14 protein-coding genes are annotated in these 21,050 nt (G+C 55.9%); 4 read left to right on the top strand and 10 right to left on the bottom strand.

Features of this window, described 5'->3' with window-relative positions; translation table 11 throughout:
* Window positions 1-53: 53 nt before the first annotated feature.
* The 3 genes from AC4IE8_RS21820 to AC4IE8_RS21810 all read right to left on the bottom strand — a co-directional run bounded on the left by AC4IE8_RS21820 (window position 54) and on the right by AC4IE8_RS21810 (window position 4,788).
* Window positions 54-842 (bottom strand): hypothetical protein, encoded by a 789-nt coding sequence (locus AC4IE8_RS21820; RefSeq protein WP_490792049.1) that lies wholly within the window; start codon window positions 840-842, stop codon window positions 54-56.
* Window positions 843-1,274: 432 nt separating this feature from the next.
* Window positions 1,275-2,690 carry a cation:proton antiporter gene (locus AC4IE8_RS21815; RefSeq protein WP_083226161.1) on the bottom strand — a complete coding sequence of 472 codons (1,416 nt, stop codon included), beginning with the start codon at window positions 2,688-2,690 and terminating at the stop codon, window positions 1,275-1,277.
* A gap of 637 nt (window positions 2,691-3,327) precedes the next feature.
* Entirely contained in the window at window positions 3,328-4,788 is a 1,461-nt protein-coding gene (locus AC4IE8_RS21810) for a B12-binding domain-containing radical SAM protein (protein ID WP_490792048.1), read from the bottom strand.
* Window positions 4,789-4,977: 189 nt separating this feature from the next.
* Here AC4IE8_RS21810 and AC4IE8_RS21805 point away from each other — a divergent pair, with 189 nt between their 5' ends.
* Entirely contained in the window at window positions 4,978-5,106 is a 129-nt protein-coding gene (locus AC4IE8_RS21805) for a hypothetical protein (RefSeq protein ID WP_490792047.1), read from the top strand.
* A gap of 91 nt (window positions 5,107-5,197) precedes the next feature.
* Here the strand turns inward: AC4IE8_RS21805 and sat are convergent, their stop codons facing one another.
* From sat to AC4IE8_RS21780, 5 genes are all read right to left on the bottom strand, one after another.
* Window positions 5,198-6,385, bottom strand: a complete 1,188-nt coding sequence (sat, locus tag AC4IE8_RS21800) for a sulfate adenylyltransferase (RefSeq protein ID WP_490792046.1) — start codon at window positions 6,383-6,385, stop codon at window positions 5,198-5,200.
* 361 nt (window positions 6,386-6,746) lie between these two features.
* On the bottom strand, window positions 6,747-8,609 hold the full coding sequence (recD, locus tag AC4IE8_RS21795) for an exodeoxyribonuclease V subunit alpha (protein ID WP_490792045.1): 1,863 nt from the start codon (window positions 8,607-8,609) through the stop codon (window positions 6,747-6,749).
* Complete coding sequence (gene recB / locus AC4IE8_RS21790) at window positions 8,606-12,169, bottom strand: exodeoxyribonuclease V subunit beta (protein ID WP_490792044.1); 3,564 nt, start codon at window positions 12,167-12,169, stop codon at window positions 8,606-8,608. Before recB ends, recD begins: the two co-directional genes overlap by 4 nt.
* Window positions 12,169-15,339 carry an exodeoxyribonuclease V subunit gamma gene (recC, locus tag AC4IE8_RS21785; RefSeq protein WP_490792043.1) on the bottom strand — a complete coding sequence of 1,057 codons (3,171 nt, stop codon included), beginning with the start codon at window positions 15,337-15,339 and terminating at the stop codon, window positions 12,169-12,171. Before recC ends, recB begins: the two co-directional genes overlap by 1 nt.
* A 67-nt stretch (window positions 15,340-15,406) precedes the next feature.
* Window positions 15,407-16,291, bottom strand: a complete 885-nt coding sequence (locus AC4IE8_RS21780; protein WP_490792042.1) for an HDOD domain-containing protein — start codon at window positions 16,289-16,291, stop codon at window positions 15,407-15,409.
* 185 nt (window positions 16,292-16,476) lie between these two features.
* Here AC4IE8_RS21780 and AC4IE8_RS21775 point away from each other — a divergent pair, with 185 nt between their 5' ends.
* The 3 genes from AC4IE8_RS21775 to AC4IE8_RS21765 all read left to right on the top strand — a co-directional run bounded on the left by AC4IE8_RS21775 (window position 16,477) and on the right by AC4IE8_RS21765 (window position 19,660).
* Window positions 16,477-16,698 (top strand): hypothetical protein, encoded by a 222-nt coding sequence (locus tag AC4IE8_RS21775; RefSeq protein ID WP_068993927.1) that lies wholly within the window; start codon window positions 16,477-16,479, stop codon window positions 16,696-16,698.
* A 186-nt stretch (window positions 16,699-16,884) separates the two neighbouring features.
* Window positions 16,885-19,269 (top strand): DUF1631 domain-containing protein, encoded by a 2,385-nt coding sequence (locus tag AC4IE8_RS21770; RefSeq protein ID WP_490792041.1) that lies wholly within the window; start codon window positions 16,885-16,887, stop codon window positions 19,267-19,269.
* 46 nt (window positions 19,270-19,315) lie between these two features.
* Window positions 19,316-19,660, top strand: coding sequence for a PilZ domain-containing protein (locus AC4IE8_RS21765; protein WP_490792040.1), 345 nt, complete (start codon window positions 19,316-19,318; stop codon window positions 19,658-19,660).
* Between the two features lie 89 nt (window positions 19,661-19,749).
* Here AC4IE8_RS21765 and AC4IE8_RS21760 read toward each other — a convergent pair whose 3' ends face one another.
* On the bottom strand, window positions 19,750-20,385 hold the full coding sequence (locus tag AC4IE8_RS21760) for a transglycosylase SLT domain-containing protein (protein ID WP_490792039.1): 636 nt from the start codon (window positions 20,383-20,385) through the stop codon (window positions 19,750-19,752).
* An 88-nt stretch (window positions 20,386-20,473) separates the two neighbouring features.
* Entirely contained in the window at window positions 20,474-20,962 is a 489-nt protein-coding gene (locus AC4IE8_RS21755; protein WP_068993933.1) for a YchJ family protein, read from the bottom strand.
* Between the last annotated feature and the right edge of the window lie 88 nt (window positions 20,963-21,050).

Genomic DNA, 21,050 nt, shown 5'->3' with positions numbered 1-21,050 from the left:
ATCGCGAAAGGCCCGCTTTGGGTCGCTTGCGGACAATTTCATTACTCAACTTATCATAAACTTCGCGGCACATAAGCCACCTCCTTCAACTCAGCAATCGCATTGCTACGATCAAGTTCATCCAATGCCCTCTTGATATACCCTTTCACATTCACATCACAGTGAGGAAAAGCAATTTCCGGCTCTAACCCTTTAAGACGCAGAAAGATTGCCAGTGCATAGCTGTGCTCGGCCTCCGTAAGATAACCGCCGCCAGACGTTTGCCAGCCAACCGCATCCACGCTTGCGTGTTGCCGGAAATTGAAAGCGGCGTTTGCCTGGAAAATACCGAACCCCAGAAAGGTAGCGCCAATATCTGTAGCAAACTCCCAGTTTTCCCATCCGCCGGGAGGTGGTTCTGGTGCTGTGCCGGTGAGATAGTGGGACAACTCATGAGCGAAGGTCGCCACCATTTGGGTTGGATCATCGGTGAGTTTTGGGTTGTAGGTGATCGTGGCTTGGTTATTCTCATTTACCGAGAAGGTGCCGAGGGGGCTTTGCTCCACGTTTTGCACGGTTAAAGTCGGGGCAACCCGTAGATTGGGATCTTCCTCCTGAACCTGGAGGGTTACCGGCCAGTTCTCCATTCCGGCGTATTTCATCACTTGTTTTAACGTGGTCTGGGCAGCGGATTCATTTGAGTCGACGATGGAAGGAAAATAGTCACTTGTGGGGAGAACGAGTTGGGCTTCTTTATAGAAATCGTCCCCTCCGAAATGGGTCAGAAGCCATCTGTAACACTCGATTTGAAACCGAGTGTCTTGTTCGGTGAGTAACAGCTTTTTACGAAAGGGATTCCACACGGTCAAATTCCTTTTTACTCATGATTGTTGTTTTCCCGAGTTCCCCTGCCCTGTTGGGTATTTATTATAGACATTCTATATAACACCCAATTTAGGACAATATCAATCACTTAGCTTCCTGCCTTTCTACTCTTCATACAAGTGATGAGCTTGGGACCACTCCCTCTTGATTCCCGTCCCGGCACGAGCGAGAAGCGCAGGCAAAAACCGATCAGCGGGCCTGACTGTTTGAGCGATAGCGAGTTTCAGGCACGCCGGTTTTTGCTGAGCATCGCAGCGGACCCGAAGGGGCGTGATGGCCGGGCGCCGTTTCTTTTGGTTACTTTTCTTTTGGCGAGAAAAGAAAAGTGACTCGCCCAGGAGGGCGAAACAGGGAGTTTCCGACACGAGATTAATAACGAGTGGCTACACCATCGAATAGCCAAATTGGCATCATGACTTATGTGACAATCGATACGCCAGCACAATCGGTGCTGCAAAGGTGGTCACAATCACCATAATGATCACCGTCGCAAACAGATCCGCAGACAAGACACCCAGACTCAAACCCACATTCGCGAATACGATACCGACTTCACCACGAGGCACCATCGCCCAACCAACCGTGTTCTTGTCGACACCCGGCCCTGCTGCCCAACCGGAGACATACTTCCCTACGATCGCCGCAACGGATACAGCCAGTGCAATACTCAGTATGGTCGGATTCGCCACCAGTGACGCCAGATCGACCTGCATGCCCGTGTAGAAGAAGAACACCGGCACGATAAAGATCACAAAACCATGTATAAGGTCTTCAATGTGCTTGTCGCTGTGTTTGTTGATGGTGGCTTCCAGAATGCGGCGCGATTCCTTCTCACACTTGGTGTCGTTGTGAAACAGCCGCTCACGCAACTCCATGATCGCTTCCGGCTCTTTAAAGTAGCGGAAGTGAACCGGATCGAGGGCCAGCCCAACCGCGTAGGCGCCTACGATCATCTCAAGGCCGACCGAGTAGGCAAGCACCGCAAAGACGATGCCTATGCCCATGACGAAGGCCGCCTTCATCTCCAGGCTGTCCTCCAGCCGGCTCACCCAGTAGCTGAGGCCCGGCGCGATGCTCTGACCGAACAGTATGGCCACAGCGAACAACAGGATCGCTTTGGCGATGATGACAAACATGCTACCGATACCAACCGCTTCTGCGTCACCGCTGGTGGCGGCCAGTGATGATACGAAAGCGAGGATCACAAGACCCAGTACATCGTCGATGACGGCTGCGGAGCGCACCATGATTGACTCCGTGGAGTCCTTCTGCCCCAGGTCCTCAAACGTTCGTGTGGTGATGGCGATGGAGGTGGCGGAGAGTGCCGCACCGAAGAACAGGTAGACCACATCGGACTGCCCCGGCATCAGTACCGCCAGGGTGACGTAGCCAAGCACCATCGGTGCAACCACCCCGACGATGGCAACCGCCAGGGAGCGGAGCCCGACGCTCATGATGTCTTCAATGTTCGATTCGAGGCCGATCTTGAACAGCAACAGGACGACGGCGTATTCTGCAATGATGCGGATGAATTCGGTGGTCTTGATCGGTTCCAGCCAGTCGAGACCGGTCATCAGCGCGAAATTGCCGGCAACGATGCCGGCGGTTATGCAGCCCAGAACTGCTGGAATATTGATCAGCTTGAACAGACTGGCGAAGGCCCGTGCAAGTACCATTGCCACGGCAAACCAGATGAAGGATTGCAGGATGACTTCGTGAGCACCACCTCCGTGTTCAGCGCTGTGCTCTCCCTGGTTGAGCCAGAGGAGTACAACCACAGACACTGTGAGTAGCAGTATCTGGAACGAGCGTTTAGAGACGGGCATGTACAGCTCCTTTCCAGTCACAGAATTTTAGTTACCTTAGCATGACAAAGCAGCTTAAACCACGGATTGCAAAGGTATGAACGGCGTATGACTGTTTGTTATGTTATCGGTCCGGAATGCCAAGACTTGATGGCCTCTGGGAGATAAATAACAGGCAATTTCTGCTACCCCCCCTCACCCAATTAGCTGCAGGGCCATCCCCTCTCAGTCTGCTACCGTGAACCGGTAAGCGGTCACTGCTGTCCGGAATGGATTCCGATCATCTGGGTGAAAGGATGCAGCGGTTGATTTTGAAGGGTATTAGCCATGGCAGTGACTCATAAACGAAGATTCATAATCCGGATAAGTCAATCTTAAACAGACCTGGATGGTGCTTACTCAAACCTTTTTGGTGGGGCATGGCCCCACCCTACACGCTGAACTCTATGGTAGGGTGGGGCCATGCCCCACCTATTTCCCAAACAGCGGTGGGTACACGTCGGTATGAGACAATCAATCGAAGCAATATGGAATCAATCACCCAAGTGATTAGCGGGCTTTCGCGGTACTTTGTGTCCATTCGCGGCTAAAAAAACCAGAGAGAAGACCTTTTCGATAACTCGGGCATTGGTCAGGAGTCGATGTTCAACAGAGCGCTTCAACTTTCGTTTTCGAGGGCCGGTTTGCGGATCAGGTTAGTGACTTTGTATTTCGCAAAATGGGCACCGAACTTGATCAACCGAACCATGTGCTGCGGGTAGAGCAGCGACAGCCAGGTATAGTGCCAGCTGATCGAGGGTCGCCGGTAGAAGGAGACCAGCATCTCCCGATAGTGTTTGTCCAGTTCGTCGATGCTGATCCCTTCCGGGGACCAGAGGAAGTTCATGCCGTTCATCTTCTCCCAGTGGTCGTCACGGATGTTCGAACCATACAGGTCGTAGTAGATGGGCGAGCCCGGATAGGGGGTGAACTTGGTCAGGTTCATGATGGTCATGGGGATGTTGCGCACGAACTGCTTGGTCTCTTCGATGGAGTCCACCGTCTCACCCGGGTAACCGAGCATGAAAAGTCCCTTGGTGCGGATGCCTGCAGCGGCGGTCATTTTCACCGCCCGTTCCGAATCCTTGACCTTGGCGGACTTGACCATCTTCTCCAGCATCTCCTGGGAACCGCTCTCCAGGCCAAAGCTGATCTCCCAGCAGCCTGCCTGTTTCATCAGCGCCAGCACATCCTCGTGGACCGTATCGACCCGGGAGGTGCAGGACCAGGTCATGTTGAGCCCCTCTTCGATGAGGATTTTGCAGAACTCAGAGGCCCGCTTGCGGCTCGCCAGGAACAGGTCGTCGACGAACATCACATGACGAATGCCATAGGTCTGTTTGAGATGCCGCATCATCTCCACCACCTTGGCCGGTGAATAGTATCGGACCCGGTCGCCGAAGGTGGAGGTGTCGCAGAATTTACAGTGGAAAGGACAGCCGCGGGAGGCGGCGATGGTGGCCACCGGGCCACGGGGATAGTCGTAGATGGCCGGCTTGTAGGCCTGGGGGAAATCAGGCAGCAGATCCCAGGCCGGCATCGGCAGGTAATCCAGATCCCGGTTGATTGCCCGGCCCTGGGTCTGGTTGATGAACGGGCCGTCCCGATAGATCAGTTCAGGCACCTCGGTGAGCTTGCCCTCCCCTTCGATGGCCCGCAGTAGGTCCATCAGGGTCTTCTCGCCTTCACCGGTAACCGCATAGTCGAACTGGCTGAACCGCTCCATGGTCTCCCGCCCCATGGAGGAGACATGAGGACCGCCAATGATAATCACCGTCTCCGGCAGCTTCTCCTTGATCGATTTGGCGATCTCTGCGGTATTCCAGACACCGACGGTGAACAGGGTGATGCCCACATAGGCGGGCGCTCTTTCCACCACCCGCTCCACCACCCCCTCGATGGTGAGGTTCATGATGTTGCTTTCGATGATCTCCGGCTCGTAACCGTGTTCTCTCACCTCGGCCGCCAGATACATCAATCCCAACGAGGGGGAGTTGTTGGTGATCTCCTTGACGAACTCATACCCCTTGGCGATGGAGTCATAGGGGGGGTTGATGAAGGTGATTTTGCGATTTGACATGTTCAGAGTTGGAATTCGCCGGGCGTCAGTGCCTTAACAGTGACTAGTTTACCTTAAATATCGGCAATACTGAGGTCATTAACACATCAAAATATCGTGTGATTCGCTTTGAACAGCCGACAGCTGACTTGACGAATGGCGTGATTCAAACTATATTAGTAATTAATTATATACTTTTTGGTGTTTATCATGAATGATATGTTGCTGTTTAGCTGTGCCGAGCTGAGGGAACTGGTGGAAACCAATCCCGATGAGATTGAAGTGATCGTTGAGATGATGATCGAAGCGGAAGCCGACCTCTGCCGGGAGAACAGTTGATCTGAAGGTTTTTAAAGCGTCTCCATAATAAGCTTGCAACAAAAAAAATGCCCGCATAAAGCGGGCAATTTTTTTCTTATCGAGTCAATTGTTATTTTATTGACTGGTAGTAATCCATCAGGATCTGAGCCACCTCAGGACGGGAGAACTCTTTGGGAGGCGCAATGCCCTGTCCCAGCATCTCACGCACCTTGGTGCCGGACAGCAGTACGAAATCCTCTTTGCTGTGATCCGGTGCTTCACACATCATCACAACCTTGTTGAGTTTCTTCGAGTAAGCGGTGTGGTCGGCCTTGAAGATCTCGATCTCCATGGCGCCGGCCGGCACTTCGTTCTCAAAGATGGTCTGCGCATCGAAGGCACCGTAGTAGTCACCCACACCGGCGTGATCACGGCCGATGATGAAATGGGTGGCGCCCATGTTCTGACGGAAGTAGGCGTGCAGAACCGCTTCTCTGGGGCCGGCATAGAGCATGTCGAAACCATAACCGGTCACCATCGCACTGTTCGGCGGGAAGTAGAGCTCGACCATCTTGCGGATGGCGGCATCACGCACCGGTGCAGGAATATCACCCTTCTTCAGCTTACCCAGCAGCATGTGGATCACCAGGCCGTCACAGCCGAGACGATCCATGGCGATGTGGCACAGCTCTTCGTGGGCCAGATGCATGGGGTTACGAGTCTGGAAGGCGACGATCTTGCTCCAACCGCGCTCCTGGATCTCATTGCGGATCTCTACCGCGGTGCGGAAGGTATCCGGGAAATCAGCCTGGAAGTAGGAGAAATTCAGTACCTGGATCGGACCGGACAGGGCAATACGGCCCTGGCCGTTGAACGCCGCCACACCGGGATGCTCGGCATCGTCAGTACCGTAGACCTTATCGGTCATCACGGCCATCTGCTCATCGCTGATGGTTTCGATGGCTTCGATGTCCATCACCGCCAGGACAGGATTGCCTTCCATGTTCGGATCTCTGAGGGCAATGCGTTTGGCGTCACCGATTGCATCGATACTCTCGAGCAGACAGAGTACAGGCACTGGGAAGAAGCTGCCATCGGTGAGGGTCATCTTCTCAGCGGCACCCATCGCATCAGCGACCGACATGTAGCCTTTCAGCGGGTTGAAGTAGCCTGCACCCATCATCACCGCATTACCGGCGGCCTGGGAGCTGATCACTACGGAAGGCAGTGATTCAGCCTCATGGGAGAGACTGTGGTGGGTATCCGGGTCATAGACAAACAAAGGTTGTAGTTCTGTTGAACCAACGGGGTTGATCATGACGTTTCTTCTCCTTCGCTTAGATCACTAAATTCTTATGGCCGATTCGCCTCGTCACCGAGGGCAGTTCGGTTCTGCCGATTTTGTCGTCAGTGGATTCGATCGATTGGCCCCTTCATTGATCTGTTTTAATTTCTTGAAAAGAGCCATAAGCCACTGTTTTTTATTTAATTGTATGAGCAAGTATGCTCACACCAATACTCAAACAGCCCATACCCTACCACAACCAGGAGTTATCCAACCCAAGTTATTTTTTATGTGCTCAGCAAAATATCTGCTCGCCCCGTTTAATCGGGCCATTCCCAGGTGTGGTGTTGCGGGGGATTGATTGAAAGTGGCGGTCTGTCGCCGTAAACCACAGCTAGGAGAGCCGTTTGAGCCGATCACTGAGGCCACTCTGGCGCTGCATACCTCTCAGTAAGGCGTTTTTGAAAACCGTTTCCGGGCCAACCAGAATGAACCGCTGCTTGGCGCGGGTGACGGCGGTATAGACCAGCTCACGGCAGAGCACCGGTGAGTCCTGCTTCGGCAGATGAAACAGCACCCGCTGGAATTCCGACCCCTGACTTTTGTGCACGGTGAGGGCGTAGACGGTTTCACAGTAGGGCAAGCGGGATGGTGAGACCCAGCGAATAGCACCGTCGGCCCCATTGAAAGCGACCGACAGCTCACCGGAGCCGTCCGGATGGGGCAGCACGATCCCGGTCTCACCGTTGTAGAGATTGAGCTGATAGTCGTTGCGGGTCAGCATCACCGGTCGCCCTACATACCAGCTTGCCTGTTGGGGAATGACCCCCTGCGCTCTCAGCCGACCGGTGATACCCTGGTTGAGCTGTATCACACCCGCCGGACCTTCCCGCAACGCCGCCAGGATACGAAAGGCATGCAGCTGTTCGAACAGCGCCTCGACGGAATCACCCCGCTCGATCGCCTGGCCGAGTTGGGCAAAATGGGCCGCTCCGAGGGCCAGTGTCTCGGCCTCATCGGCCAACCAGGTCAACTCATCCTCCGGGGTTCCCTGCTGAATCAGATGGATCGCTTGATCAGCCTCTGCCCGGTTGATCGCCGATGCCAGACAACCGATCGGGCTCTCGGCGCTGAAGCGGTAGCTGTGGTGCAGCAGCACCACCCGATCCTGCAGCGAATTGTCAGATCGGGGTAGCGGTTCAATCGGCTGACCGGTGATTTGCGCCAAGGTGGCGGCCGATTCAGCACTCGGCCCTTCGCAACCGGCACAGATATCCCCCAATACCGCACCCGCCTCTACCGAAGCGAGCTGATCCCGATCCCCCAGCAGGATCAGTCTGGCCTGGCTGGGCAGTGCGTCCAGCAGCTTGGCCATCAGCGCCACATCCACCATCGAGGCCTCATCCAGGATCAGTACATCCAGTAACAGGGGATTCTCTGCATAGTGTCGAAAACCGGTTCCCTGATTTGTGACACCCAGCAGCCGATGCAGTGTGGAGGCCTGTTCAGGTATCTTTTCCTGCTCTTCTGCCGACAGGGGCAGGCGGAGTTTGGCGTCACGGATCGATTGCTGCAGCCGCGCCGCCGCCATGCCGGTTGGTGCGGCCAGCCCGATGCGCAGCGCACTCCCGCCGGGCTGTTGGCGCAGCAGAGCCAGAATTCGTACCACGGTCGAGGTTTTGCCGGTCCCCGGACCGCCGGAGATCACTGTCAGATTCGACAGCAGGGCATTGGCTGCCGCAACCTGCTGCCAATCGGTAACAAGATCTTCTACCGGCTGAAACAACGGCTTCAGGCTAGCGCTCAGCTGCACCCTGTCGACCATGGCCCCATGGTCTGAAGCGCGTTGCAGCAGTGCGCTCGCCAGGCGTTGCTCATAGTCCCAATATCGATGCAGATAGAGCCTCTGCTGATCGTCGAGCACCAGCGGCTGTCGACTGCCCGGACTGCCGACCACACCACTGTCAAGTAATGCTGAGCGCCACTCATCGAGTGGCGGCGTTCTGAGTGTTGGGTCGATCCCGGGCAGCAGTGCCCGCTGTGCATGCTGATCCAAATCGAGGCAGACGTGCCCCTCATCGGTCGCCCGGCAGGTCAGGGCAATCGCCAGAGCCAGTTGCAGCGACGGTTGATCCGCCTCCTGCAGCAGGAACATCGCCAGTTGGCAGTCCAGATCCTCCAGCAGATTGTGGTCTCGCAGCCGTTTCAGTTGGGCCGCTGTCTGTTCGAACGGGTGCTGCTCGGACCCGGCTGTCATGACAGCTCTCCGATCATCTCATCCATGGCGTTGATGAAGTCGACCGGTGGCCGCTCCTGCACGATGCCCATACCCTGCTCCCCTTCTGGACGCATACCTCTCAGGAAGAGATAGAAGACACCACCGACGTGTTTTTCATAGTCATAGTTGGGAATTCGCAGCCGCAGATAGCGATGCAGCGCCAGGGTGTAGAGCACATACTGCAGCGGATAGTGGTGTGAGGCCATGGCTTCTGTCAGGGCCAGCTGGTGGTAGGCCGGGTAGTCGGTGCCGAGCCAGTTCGATTTGTAATCCGCTAGAAAATACTGGCCCTGAGATTCAAAAATCAGGTCGATATAGCCTTTCAGATAGCCATCCACGCTGTCGCGCCCCAAACCGCCCAGACCGGCAATCAGCCCAGGGGCATGACTGAACCGGGTGCGTTCCGCCAGCTGGCTTATCTGCCGGGTATTGAAGGCGCTCACCGGAAACTGAAAGGCCATCTCGTTGAGACGCTGGCTCGGGGTTATCTGGCCCAGGTGCAGCCCGCTTTCGGTCAGTGGGGTGGCCAGTAAGCGCTGCATCCATGGCACCACCACCTCACGCCACTGCAGGTCGATGCCGTAGAGCAACAGCTTCTCTTCAACCAACTGCTCCATTGCACTCCGGTCCGTTTGCTGGAAGTCGAGGTTTTCCAGAATCGCATGCAGACAGCTGCCGGGACCGGCACCTCTGGGGAAACCATGCACATCGAGCCGTGACTCGAACTCCAGGGTGGTGCTGTCGCTCGCCTCGATGCCGTCATGATCCGGCAGATCCTCCGGCAGGCCGGCGATCAGGGATGAGAAACTGGCGACCTGCTGATGTTTGGGCAGCGCTTTGCTGAAACGTCTGGCCGGGATCAGTTCAGGGGGCAGTGGCAGGGACATCTGCCCTGCCACTTCAAAGCCGGGCATCGGCGTGACGGAAACGGTCGATCCCGCCGAGGCCGCCAATGCACTCAGCTGGGCGTCATCATCGGCGGGCTGCAGCGCCTTGGCGGTCGACAGCCAATCGCTCAACTGATGTGGCGGTTGTGCACTGCCTCGGCTGTGCAGCAGCCAGCAGAGCGCTCCATGACGATTCTGTTTGGTCAAACCCCAGGGGAGATAGCAGCGGTAGCGGGATCGGGTCAGTGCCACGTAGGCCAGCCGGATGTTCTCCGCCAGGTTCTCCTGCTGGCGATAGCCCCGGTTCTGCTCCATATTCAATGAGCCCAGTTCAAGCACCGCCGCATCGTTGTCCAGTGGGTCGTGAAACAGAAACGGCCAGTCACTGCGCTTCTCCGGGGATTCGTCCCACAGATAGGGGCAGAAGACGATGCCGTATTCCAGACCTTTACTGTGGTGCAGCGTGTCGATTTTCACCAGATCCCCATCGCTCTCCAGACGCAGCAAACGCTCCTCATCCTGGGAGCTGGATTGGCGCTGCTGTGCGAACCACTTCAGCAGCCCCTCCATGCCGGGGCGTTGGCTGTTTTCATGCTGTTGCAGCAGCTCCAGCAGATGGTAGAGATTGGTCAGACGACGCTCGCCATCGTGATACTCGAGCATCCGGCTCTCCATGCTGAACTCGGTCATCAGGCCCCGGATCATGACCATGAAGCCACTGCTGCGCCAGACCTGATGGTATTCGAAGAAGTGCCGGGTGATCTGACTCTGCAGCGGTTCGTCTTCATTCATGCGATCGATCTCAGCACCGTTCCAGCCAAACAGCGGGGTTGCCAGGGCCCCACGCACAACCGCTTCCCGGTGCGGCTCAAGCAACGCAATCAAGACCCGCTCCAGCGCCTCGGCCTCTGCGCTCCAATAGACACTCTGCTGACTGCTGCGTACGCTGGCGATGCCTTTGGCGGCCAGTGCTACGGCCAGACAACTGGCTTGCGAGTGGGTTCGCACCAGGATGGCGATATCACTGCCGAGCAACCGCCTTGAGCCGATTCTGACCTGCCTTGAATCATCCACAGAAAGCAGACTGGCGATCTCTGCCGCGGTGGTTTCTGCGACGGATTGACGCAGTGTCTCAACCGATAAGCCCTCCTCAGCAGGCAAACGCCAGATCTGCAGCGCCGCACTCGGCCTGCCCTGCTCGGTCAGCTGATCCCGGGGCCGCTCGGCCGCCTCGGTGGGCTGGAAGCCGATTCGGTGGTCGTAGAAAGGACGGGGTGAAAAACCGAACAGGGTGTTGATCGCCTGCACCATATCGGGGGTGGAGCGCCAGTTGGTATCCAGGGTGTGGCGTCGCCCCCCGGCACCCTCCCGGGCTTGCAGATAGGTGTAGATATCGGCGCCGCGAAAACTGTAGATCGCCTGTTTGGGATCGCCGACCAGAATCAGGGGCTGTTCCGATTCTGCGTAGATCCGATGCAGGATCTCATACTGAATCGGATCGGTATCCTGAAACTCATCCACCAGTGCGACCTGATAGCGGTTGCGCAGCAGACCGCACAGCTGCCCCGACTGATCCTTTTGCAGCGCCTCATGAAGCTGCAGCAGCAGATCGTCATAGGACCACTCCCCCGCCTCCACCTGGCGACGGGGCAACTCCTGCTGCAGGTAGTGGTAGAGGCGGGCCTGCCAGGCCACCTTGGCCTGATGGAAGGCAGCCACACACTGCTCAGAGAGGGGCAGATAGTCCGCCAGGGCATTGAAAAACCGATTTTCCGGCGCTGTTTTGCCCTTCTTCACCGCCTGAGCGATCACCTCCGGGGTAAAACGGATCACCTTATCGAAGGGGGCCTCATAGAGAGTACCGTTGAGCCACAGATCCATCCGTGCACACCAACCTGCCAGCCAATCGGCGCGATAGCCTTTGAGCAGCTGCTTGTCACTCAGCAGTTTCTCCACCTGCTCCCTTTCGGCATACCAGCAGGTGCGCAACTGTTGCAATGCCTGCTCGGCCTGTTGCTCCAAGCTGGCCAGATTGTCGGGCCATGCCGCACCACTCACCCGGAGATAGGGCTTGCCCAGCGCCGGTTTGACTCTCGCGAGCAGTTGATCCGGAGTGGCGATCCACCCCTGCAGGGCGCTGAAGAAGTGTCTTGGCAGACTGGACATCTCGAGACGCCAGAAATCATCCGCGATCTGTTGCAGTCGTTCCGCCTGATCGGGGACCAGCGCGGTGGTGAAGGATTGCCCGCTTTCGAAGGCGAATTCCGTCAGCACCCGTTGGCAGAATCCGTGGATGGTGAAAATCGTTGCCCGATCGAAACTGGCCAGGGCCAGATCGAGCTGGCGTATCGCTAGGGATCTGTCGGCCACTTTTTCATCGATCGTCTGGAACAGCGGATCCGGGGTATCGGCCGCCTGAAACCACTGCCTGGCTTCAACAATCCGTTGACGTATCCGGGTTTTCAGCTCAGCGGTTGCCGCCTTGGTATAGGTCATCACAAGGATCGACTGGGGCATCAACCCCTGCTCCAGCAGCAGCCTCAGATAGAGACTGGAGAGGGTGTGGGTCTTACCGGTACCCGCACTGGCCTCGACCAGATTGACCCCCTGCAGAGAAAAGCGTTCGATCATCATGCCTGAATCTGCCGCCACTACTGCCACTCCAGATGCTGCATCAGAGGTTGCAGCAGTGTCAGGCTGGTCTCTGAGAAAGCCTGATGATTCAGGGCATGGCCCTGGTAGAGCAGTTGATTGTAGGGTTTACTCGCGTCACCACTATGGTGGCTGCTGCCGAACCACTTTCTCTCCGCCTCCTTTTGCGCCTTCTCCGGGTCTCCCTGCAGATAGCGTTCAACAAACTGCCAGGAGGTGCCCGGATAGAATGGCAAGGGGGTCTGCATGCCGGTTTGATAGGCCTGCATCAGCTTCTGCAGATGCTCCTCAGGCTGATCGACCGGGGTGAAACGGCCATCCCGCTCAGCCTCCAGCAAGCGGGTCTCCAGACTGACCCCTTCGGGGCGCAACTGATTCAGTACCAGATGCCGAATCCACGCTCTGAGCAAGTGGTATGGATAGAGCCCGGCCGTGTTGTAGACCAGCAGACCAGACTGGTTGACCGTTCGCAGATAACCACTCAGGCGGTTCTGTTCAAAAGGGATCTCCACGACCAATGGCGCATCCAGCCTCTCCCCCTGGCAGTCGGCAACCCGGCTGCTCATCGACTGAGCCCTGTCCAGCATCGCTTCGAATGCCAGCCTGCCCGCCTGACCATGTGGTAACAGACCGCGACCGTCGAACAGTTCAAACAGCGGCTCAGCCGGCTGCTCCTGGAGCAGTAGATCCACCATCTGATGTTCCAGATCACTCTGCTCGAAACGGTCGTAGGCAAACCGCTCCCGCTCCTCCGGCAGCTGTGCAGCCGCCTCCAGATTGATGCCCAAGCGAAACCGGGCAAACTGTCGTTGGGGATTCTCAAAAAACTGTATCAGCTGATCCAGCTCGATCACCTGCTGTGACTCCGTAGCCGGCAGCGGCTGTTCAACCAGCGGAAGATCGATCGCCCTGCCCCGACCGACCGTCATGGCCGCTTCGCGCATCTCTGTTGAGTAGCTGAACAGATCGCTGCCGCTGCGGAAATAGTCCGGCGAGAAAGGTTGCAACGGGTGTCGCTGGCTGATCCGGGCAAGGCCGGTTTCACCAACCATCTGCTGCAGACAGTCCCGTAGCTCCTCGACCACCACAGAGGCCGGCATCGGCATGTTGTCCCGCTGACTCTGGCCACAGTAGCTGATGATCAAACGCTGCCGGGCCGACAGCAGGGTTTCGAGAAACAGATAACGGTCGTCCACCCGGCGGGATCGATCCCCGTTGCGGAACTCCCGCCGCATCAGATCGAACCCCAACTCCTGTTGCTGACGTGGAAACTGGCCATCGTTCATCCCCAGCAGACAGATCACCCGGAACGGCAGGCTGCGCATCGGCGCCAGCGCACAGATATTGACACCACCACCCAGAAAGCCCCGTTCCACCGGCTGCTCAAACAGTTCGCTCAATCGATGTCTGACCAGTGCCAGGGAGAGGCTCGCCTGGTAGCCCGCATCACCAGTCTCCTCCACCAGCTGTTCGATACAGCTTCGCACCCCGATCAGATCCTGTTCCGTGTTGCTCTCCACGGCAAAGAAGCGTTCGATCGTATCTGTCAGCCTTTTCTGCCACTGCAGTGGTGTCGCTGACTCGGCAAAAACCGACTCCAGTTCGAACACCGCCTCGGTGAATGCCAGCAGACCTCCCAGCCACTGGCTGTCTGATCCCTCCACCGCGTCCAATGGATAGACGCCACGCCACAGGCTCTCCCCGTGATCGGCCAGGGCATAGCCCAGCATCAGTTGACGCAACCCGGCCCGCCAAGTGTTGCGATCCTCTTCCGGCAGGCCGAAATCCACTTTGTTGGCACCGTCCCGTCCCCAACGGATGGATGCCTGCTGCAGCCACTGGGTCACCTTTTCCAGACCAGCCTCATCGAGCCCAAAACGCGCTCTGACAGCAGCTTGTTCCAGCAGCGCCAGCAGCTCGGTGACCCCATAGCGGGAGCCAGGCAGGGATAACAGACTCAACAGGCCTTCAGCGAGCGGATTACTCCGCTGGATCGAGTGATCGCTGATCCGATAGGGAATTTTCGGACGCTCTCCCGGGGCAGCAAAGACCGCTTCCAGCAGGGGTGCGTAGCGCTCGATATCGGTTGTCATGACCAGGATCTCATCAGGCCGCAGGCCGGCAAGGTCATCCAGCGCCGCCAGCAGCTGATCATAGAGCACTTCAGCCTCGCGCATCGGACTGTGGCAGAGCTGAAAGCTGATGGAGTCGTCCGCTTCAGCGCCAGTCTCTGGTGGTTCGAGATTCAGTATCTGGTTCTGTAATCGATGCAGCAGGCTCGCATCAGGCTGCATCGTGAAGGCCTCCTCACTGCCAGGATCCATTTCGTTGATCGCGGCAAAAAAGTCCCTCCCCTGACGCCCCAGGGTGGCCAGCAAGGGGTGTCCCAGGTCGAGATAGAGATCCTCACCCGAGGCCGCCAGGGAGAATCGGGCCTGCTCCTCCGGGGTGACAATCTCTGCCCAGTGAGCCTGGCATGGATTGACCAGAAACAGGTGCACATCGATCCAGTTAGCAAGATAGCGAATGATCTCCAGGTAGCCCGGCGAGAGTGAAGGCACTCCGAAGATGCACACCCTGGGATTGCACGCATTGAGTGGCTTAGCCGTGTCGATCGACTGAAACAGCTGTTGCTGAAAATGGACCCAGTGTCTGCTCTCCTGGTCCACCAGCTTACGCCAGAGATCCGCCTGCCAGTGGTCACCGGGCACGGCAGACTCACCGGCCTGCCAGGCATGAATCCAATCGGGACGATAGAGTAGATATTGATCAAACAGCCGGGCAAGCTGCTGAGACAACTGAAAGCGGCGCAAATCCCCACCATCCGAGAGATAATCCCCGATCGCGGCATAATCAGGCTGCCCGCTGAGACTGGCCAGCAGCTGGTGTATACGCCAAGCGAGATGTTTCGGTTGATAGCTGTCCTGATGGGGCACATCGGGCAACAGCTGTTCAAACAGCTGCCAGAGGAAGTTTGCCGGCAGGGGAAACTCCAGATTGGCGCTGATCCCCAGTTGAGATGCAATCCGCTGTGAGAGCCAACGCCCCATTCCGGGATGCTGAACCACGATCTGTTCGCTCTGCAGAGGGGATAGAGCTGGGGTAGCAAGCACCTCGGCTAGCTGCCGCGCCAGAATTTCAAGTTGGTTGGATTGGTAGAGTCTCAACATGAGACCCTATTCTACCCTGGTTGGGGCTCAAATCCTGAGTCTTATTAAATCCTTGACGAATCCGCGCTCAGCTCTTGGTCAGCTGGGTTTCGCGCATACGCGCTTTCAGCTTGGGCGCCAATACCACATCCATGATCTCCAGCACCTTGTCGGGAACCGCTTCCAGGTAACTGTCAATCGCTTCCGGTTGCAGACCGGTGATCTGCCAAACCCCTTCATCGAGTTGTTCGCAAACCTCTTCATGAGGGTAACCATTAAGATCCGCATCGGCGATCGCTGCCGCAATATGCAGCAAGGAGGTCTCCAGTTGATGGGTCTTGGTGGTTGACGGCTTGTGATGGCAGGCCACCACATCGATGATGCTCTCAGGCAGTTTCCACTTCCTCAACAGAGCCTCGCCCACATCCATATGGGTAAATCCCAGAACCTCCTGTTCAGTATCCGCCAGCAGCCCATACTCACCCCCGGTGATCAGAAGAATGTCCCTGGCCTCCTGGGGTAGCTTGAGATAGATGGCGAGGCGACCGATATCGTGCAGAACCCCCATAACAAACAGCCGCTCACTGTGCAGCACGTTACAATGACCGGCCAATTCTCCCGCCACCACCCCAGTCGTGATGGAATAGCGCCAATACTCCGCCATATCCACCAGATCTGAGGGTATACCGGTAAATACTCTGGCTGCTGTGGTCGCCATCACCAGGTTGCGCAACTCTTCCGTACCGATTACGGTAATCGCCCGGGAGATGGTATCCACGGGTGCCTGCATGCCAAAAAAAGCACTGTTCACAACCCTCAGCAGACGGGCTGAAAGATCCGAATCCTGAGCAATCAGATCACCCAGGGTCAATGCCGAATAGTTCGGTGCATCGATCAAGCGATTCACTTTTACACAGACATCGGGTAAAGAGACCAGCTTATCAAGCTCAATCACAAGTTGTTGCGGAGTCATGCCTCGCACCTCATCAGGTAATTACCCAGCCAACCATAAAGCAATCAATTTGCTGATTTTAAAAGGTTTAATAGATATTCTCCGAAACCTAAATGGTTTATAAAGCTATCCTCTATCATTAGTTAGCGACATAATGACAGGAAGCTTGATCAAGATAGTAAGAAAATTCAGGAGTATGCAGTCAGATGCCATTTTTCATTTTCAAAGTCAGAGCGGATCAGACCCTAGAGTTTCTCGAGGAAGAGGAGAAGTACAAACCGGCGCGGGAAAAGGTCAGAACGCTTCGCGCCGCCCATCAGGAGGAGGATGGCGCCACCTATCGGATGGTATTCGCAAAAACCATCGGCCAAGGGGAGACCTTGCTCGCACCGAGTAATAACGACGACAGAATCATAGGTGATGATTGAAAAACCAACACACGGGAAAGAGCGCGCTTCACGGATGTTCACGAAAGATAATATTCATCTAATGAGTTCTTCATGCTAATCTTTGTCGGATAGCGCTTTACTCAGAACTTGGTATGCTTGCAGCGGGATAAAATGTAATAAGATGCTGGCAACCTTACCAACTATCCATTGAAGGACCCGTCCATCGTGTCTACTCAAGACAGAAAAAACAGATATCAGAGTCAGTTCCAACCACTGCTCAATCGTTGCAGGGATACTGCCCTTGTCTATATCAATGCATTGATGACGGAGCTGTTCAATAACACCGACAAAGCACTCACGAGCTTCGCCCAGAAAGCTGAAACCAACGAGGTGCAGAACCGCTTTTTCGAAGCCATGGCGATGATCCGTAACCGTCATGGCCTGGTGGAGCATGAGTTCCGTGAGCTGATAAATGAGGGTTTTGACAAGTTCTGGCGTGATCAGCCTGAGATCGACGGTTTCTCAAGCCTGGAAGAGGATACCGAACTTGAACTGGTCGACCAGGAGGCGATGGACGTCAACACCGCGCTGGAAAACATGATCAGCCGCACCGTCGGTCAACACCGCGCCCAGCTCTATGCCCTGGGCCAGAGACTGAGTGTGGTCAGTGGTGGACATAGCGTCAAACACAAACAGATTCCCTCCGGCCCACATCATCTGGCGCATGCCTTCAATGAAGCCATCGACGCCCTCGGCCTGGAATCACGAATCAAAGTCATCATTCTGGCCCTGTTCGACAAATATGTATTGAAGCAGCTCGGCTCCATCTATGACGACTTCAACAACAGCCTGAAAGAGGCTGGTGTGCTACCCCACTTGCGCCCCTCCATTCAGAAATCACCGGATTCCGAGCGGGGTGACTCTGAAGAGAAGGATGGGGAGCATGCGGAAACCGCCACAGAACAGACCCAGGAAGAGTTGGGCGAAGAGCTGTTTGGCTCGATTCTGGAGATGATGGCAAACCGCAGGCGGGTATCGCCTGAAAAGACCCAGGCCAAGGCCGCCGCCGCGCAGGCCGCCGGCAGACAACCCGGTGCATCACCACCCGCCAGCCAGGAGAACCTGGTCAGCGCCCTCGACAATATTCAGCCGGAAAAACGTTTCGAATATGTACCGGATGTGAATGCGCCTGGCAATGTGATTGCCAACATCGAGATCGACGAGCAGTTTCTCAGCCGGGTTAAACACACCCTGGCCGAGGAGCGGCACAAACTCTATGCAGAGGTTGGTGCAGACCGGCTTGAAGCAGCCGATGAGGACACCATCGACCTGGTGGGCATGCTGTTTGAGTACATGCTCAACGATCCTGTTCTACCCGCGGTGGCGAAAGCCCTGATCAGTCATCTGCATACCCCCTATCTTAAAGTTGCGATCATCGATCGGAAGCTGTTGACCGACAGCAGCCACGAGGCCAGACAACTGCTTGATGCCCTGGTTGAAGCGGGCAGCCATTGGATCGACGAACGGAATCTGAAACGGGGCATCTACCCCGATATGCAGAATGTGGTCGACCGGGTTCTGAAGGAGTTTTCCGACAATGTCAGTCTGTTCGGCACGCTGCTGGAGAACTTCAAGAAGCGTATGGATGAGTTCCGTCGCAAATCGGACATCCTCGAGAAGCGTGCCCAGGATTCCATCAAGGGCCGTGAGAAGCTGAACATTGCACGACAGCGCGCCTCCCAGGAGATGAAAGCACGCTCCTTCAGTGAGCACCTGCCAAAACCGGCCAAAGAGTTTCTTGAGCAGACCTGGGTAGACAAACTGATCTTCGTGCTGCTGCGCCATCCTGATGGGGAGATGAGTGAAGATTGGAAGGAAGCCTTGCGTATCGCCGATGAGATTGCCTGGGCTTTCGAACCTAAATCGGACAAAGAGCGTGAAGAGCTGGAGCAGAGTCTGCCGGACCTGCGTAAGGCCATCGAACAGGGATTAGCCACGTTGGGCGGCTTCCATCAAGAAAAGAGTCAGACTCTGTTCGGCTTGTTGAGCAGTGCGCAATCCACATCCATTGCCTCGGAACTGGCACTCAAACAAGCACCGAAAAAACCAGAGCCGGCGCAACCCAAACAGGCAGAAAAGGTAGCAGAGGCAGAAGAAACCGCCGCCAAGCCTCAGCTGAAGGCAGTCCCGAGCAAGCCCGCTGTCAGTGAAGCCGATGCGGAAGCCGCATCGGGCGACGAAGAGATCCCCGAAGACGAAGCCGCCATGATGGAGAAATTGCGTAAGATTCGCTTCGGTACCTGGTTTGAAATTCACGATGCACAGAGCGGCGAATCGAAGAAGGTCAAACTCTCCTGGCTCAGCCCGCTGACCGCTTCATGCATGTTTGTCGACCGTGCGGGTGTGCAGACCGCCATCAAACCATTGAGGACCCTTGCTCAAGAGATTCTAATTGGTGAATCCACCATTCTGGAAGACAGTGGCGACCCATTTGTCGAAAGAACCCTGCATGCCATCCGGCGCATGCTGCAGCGCTCACTGAAAACCACAGAAGATATCGCCAGTGAGCTGATTGATGACGAGGAGAATGATGGGAAAGAAGCCCGTTAATGTGGAGCTTTTTTATCATCAACCCAATGGGCCCTAAGGAGTAACCATGCAAGAGCAACGTCAATCCCCCCGTAAAGTGGCTGATCAGGTTTTAGAGATTCAGGATCAGGTCACCGGCAATACACTGGGGCGCATTGTCAATATCAGTGCTGAAGGCTTCATGTTACTCAGCCAGGAACCGATGCTGATCGGCACCGTCTACCAGTTGAATCTGATTGGTCCCTCATTTCAGGAGACGCAGAAACCGGTGGCATTCAGTGCAGAAGCGGTATGGACTACCGAAGCCTCCCATCCGGAGAGCTTCTGGAGCGGTTTTCGCATCACCGAGATCTCGAGCGACGATGTGCTCTACATCGATCGATTGATTCTGGAGTGGAACTCTGAGCAGTAACGCTAGAGTCAATTATCACGAATGGGATTTACATGATGCACTGCCCTGAGTGGCGGTGTGGCGAGTCGGCGATATCGATTTAATTCGAATCAGTTCAGCATCGCCAAACGATTACGCTCGAATTCGTTCAGCACTTTCTTCACATATTTCTGGGTCTCAGGATAGGGCGGAATCTGTTTACCGTACTTGAGCACCGCATTCTCACCGGCATTATAAGCCGCAAGTGCCAGCTTGATGTCATACTCAAACATTCTCAGCAGGTCCTTAAGGTAGGTTGCCCCACCCCGCAGATTCTGCCGGGGATCGTAGGAATTTTCCACACCATACCGTTTTGCCGTTGCCGGCATCAGTTGCATCAGCCCCTGCGCCCCTTTGTGTGAGACAGCTTTGGGATCGTAAGCCGATTCCACCCTGACAATGGCATGCAGGAGTCCGGGATGGAGATGCAGCTGTTTCGCGATATCATCGATGTACGGTGAGACTTCAGCCTTGTTTTGCCTAAACTTTTTCATACTGAAGCGGCCTTTGCGGCTCTGCTTCTTGCCGCTGCGCCAGAGCAGCCGGTAGTTACCCTTCATGGGTTTGTCAGTGAAGTGGATACCCCCCCTGGAATCCTTGTACTTGTAGATTTCCGCTTCGGCACTCAGGGGCACGACAAAAACAAGCCCCGCCAGGAACAGGGTTCCCAGGCACTCTCTGGCTGTTTTCATCGTCAATAGCGTCACGGCTGATCCTTGAGTCGTTCAGTTACCTAAGGTGTCGGCGCTGGCAATTGAAACTTGAAATTGCCGATCGGGCCGCACCGGTATCGATTCACGCCCCACAACACTTCTTGTACTTTTTACCACTGCCACAGGGACAGGGATCGTTTCTGCCGACTTTCGGCTGTTTGCGCACCTCGGTCTGCGGAGCCACCAGTTCACCGTCGACAAAATACCAGCTGCCTTCCTGTTTGATGAAGCGGCTGATTTCGTGATGGGGCCGAACCATCCCCTGCTCTTTGTAGGTGGCGATAAACTCCACACTCCCCTGCTCGTCATCTGCACCACCGGCTGATGAGTCGACCACCTCCAATTTCAGCCATTCGGAGTTCTCCGCCCAACGCCGGGTGGCATTGACGTCATGGTCGTGACGGTGGTCCGGATGCAGGGATTGATGCAGGAACTCCGGATTATTGACAACAAAAGCGCAATAGCGCGCCCGCATCAGCGCTTCTGCGGTATCCGCTTGTGCATTGCCTTCCAGGATCGGTCCACAGCAAGCATCGAAATCAACACCGGACCCGCAATAACATTCTGCCATTTATACTCTCCAAACTCGTGCGTCAAATCACCGGGCAGACATGGCCTCTGACTTACAGAGTCTGCTTCCATCCGGGGTAAGTTGGGAA

This window comes from Candidatus Thiodiazotropha sp. AKAK2 (genome assembly GCF_058244685.1).
Note: the sequence above shows the minus strand (reverse complement) of the source record. Positions and strands in the feature narration are given on the sequence as shown.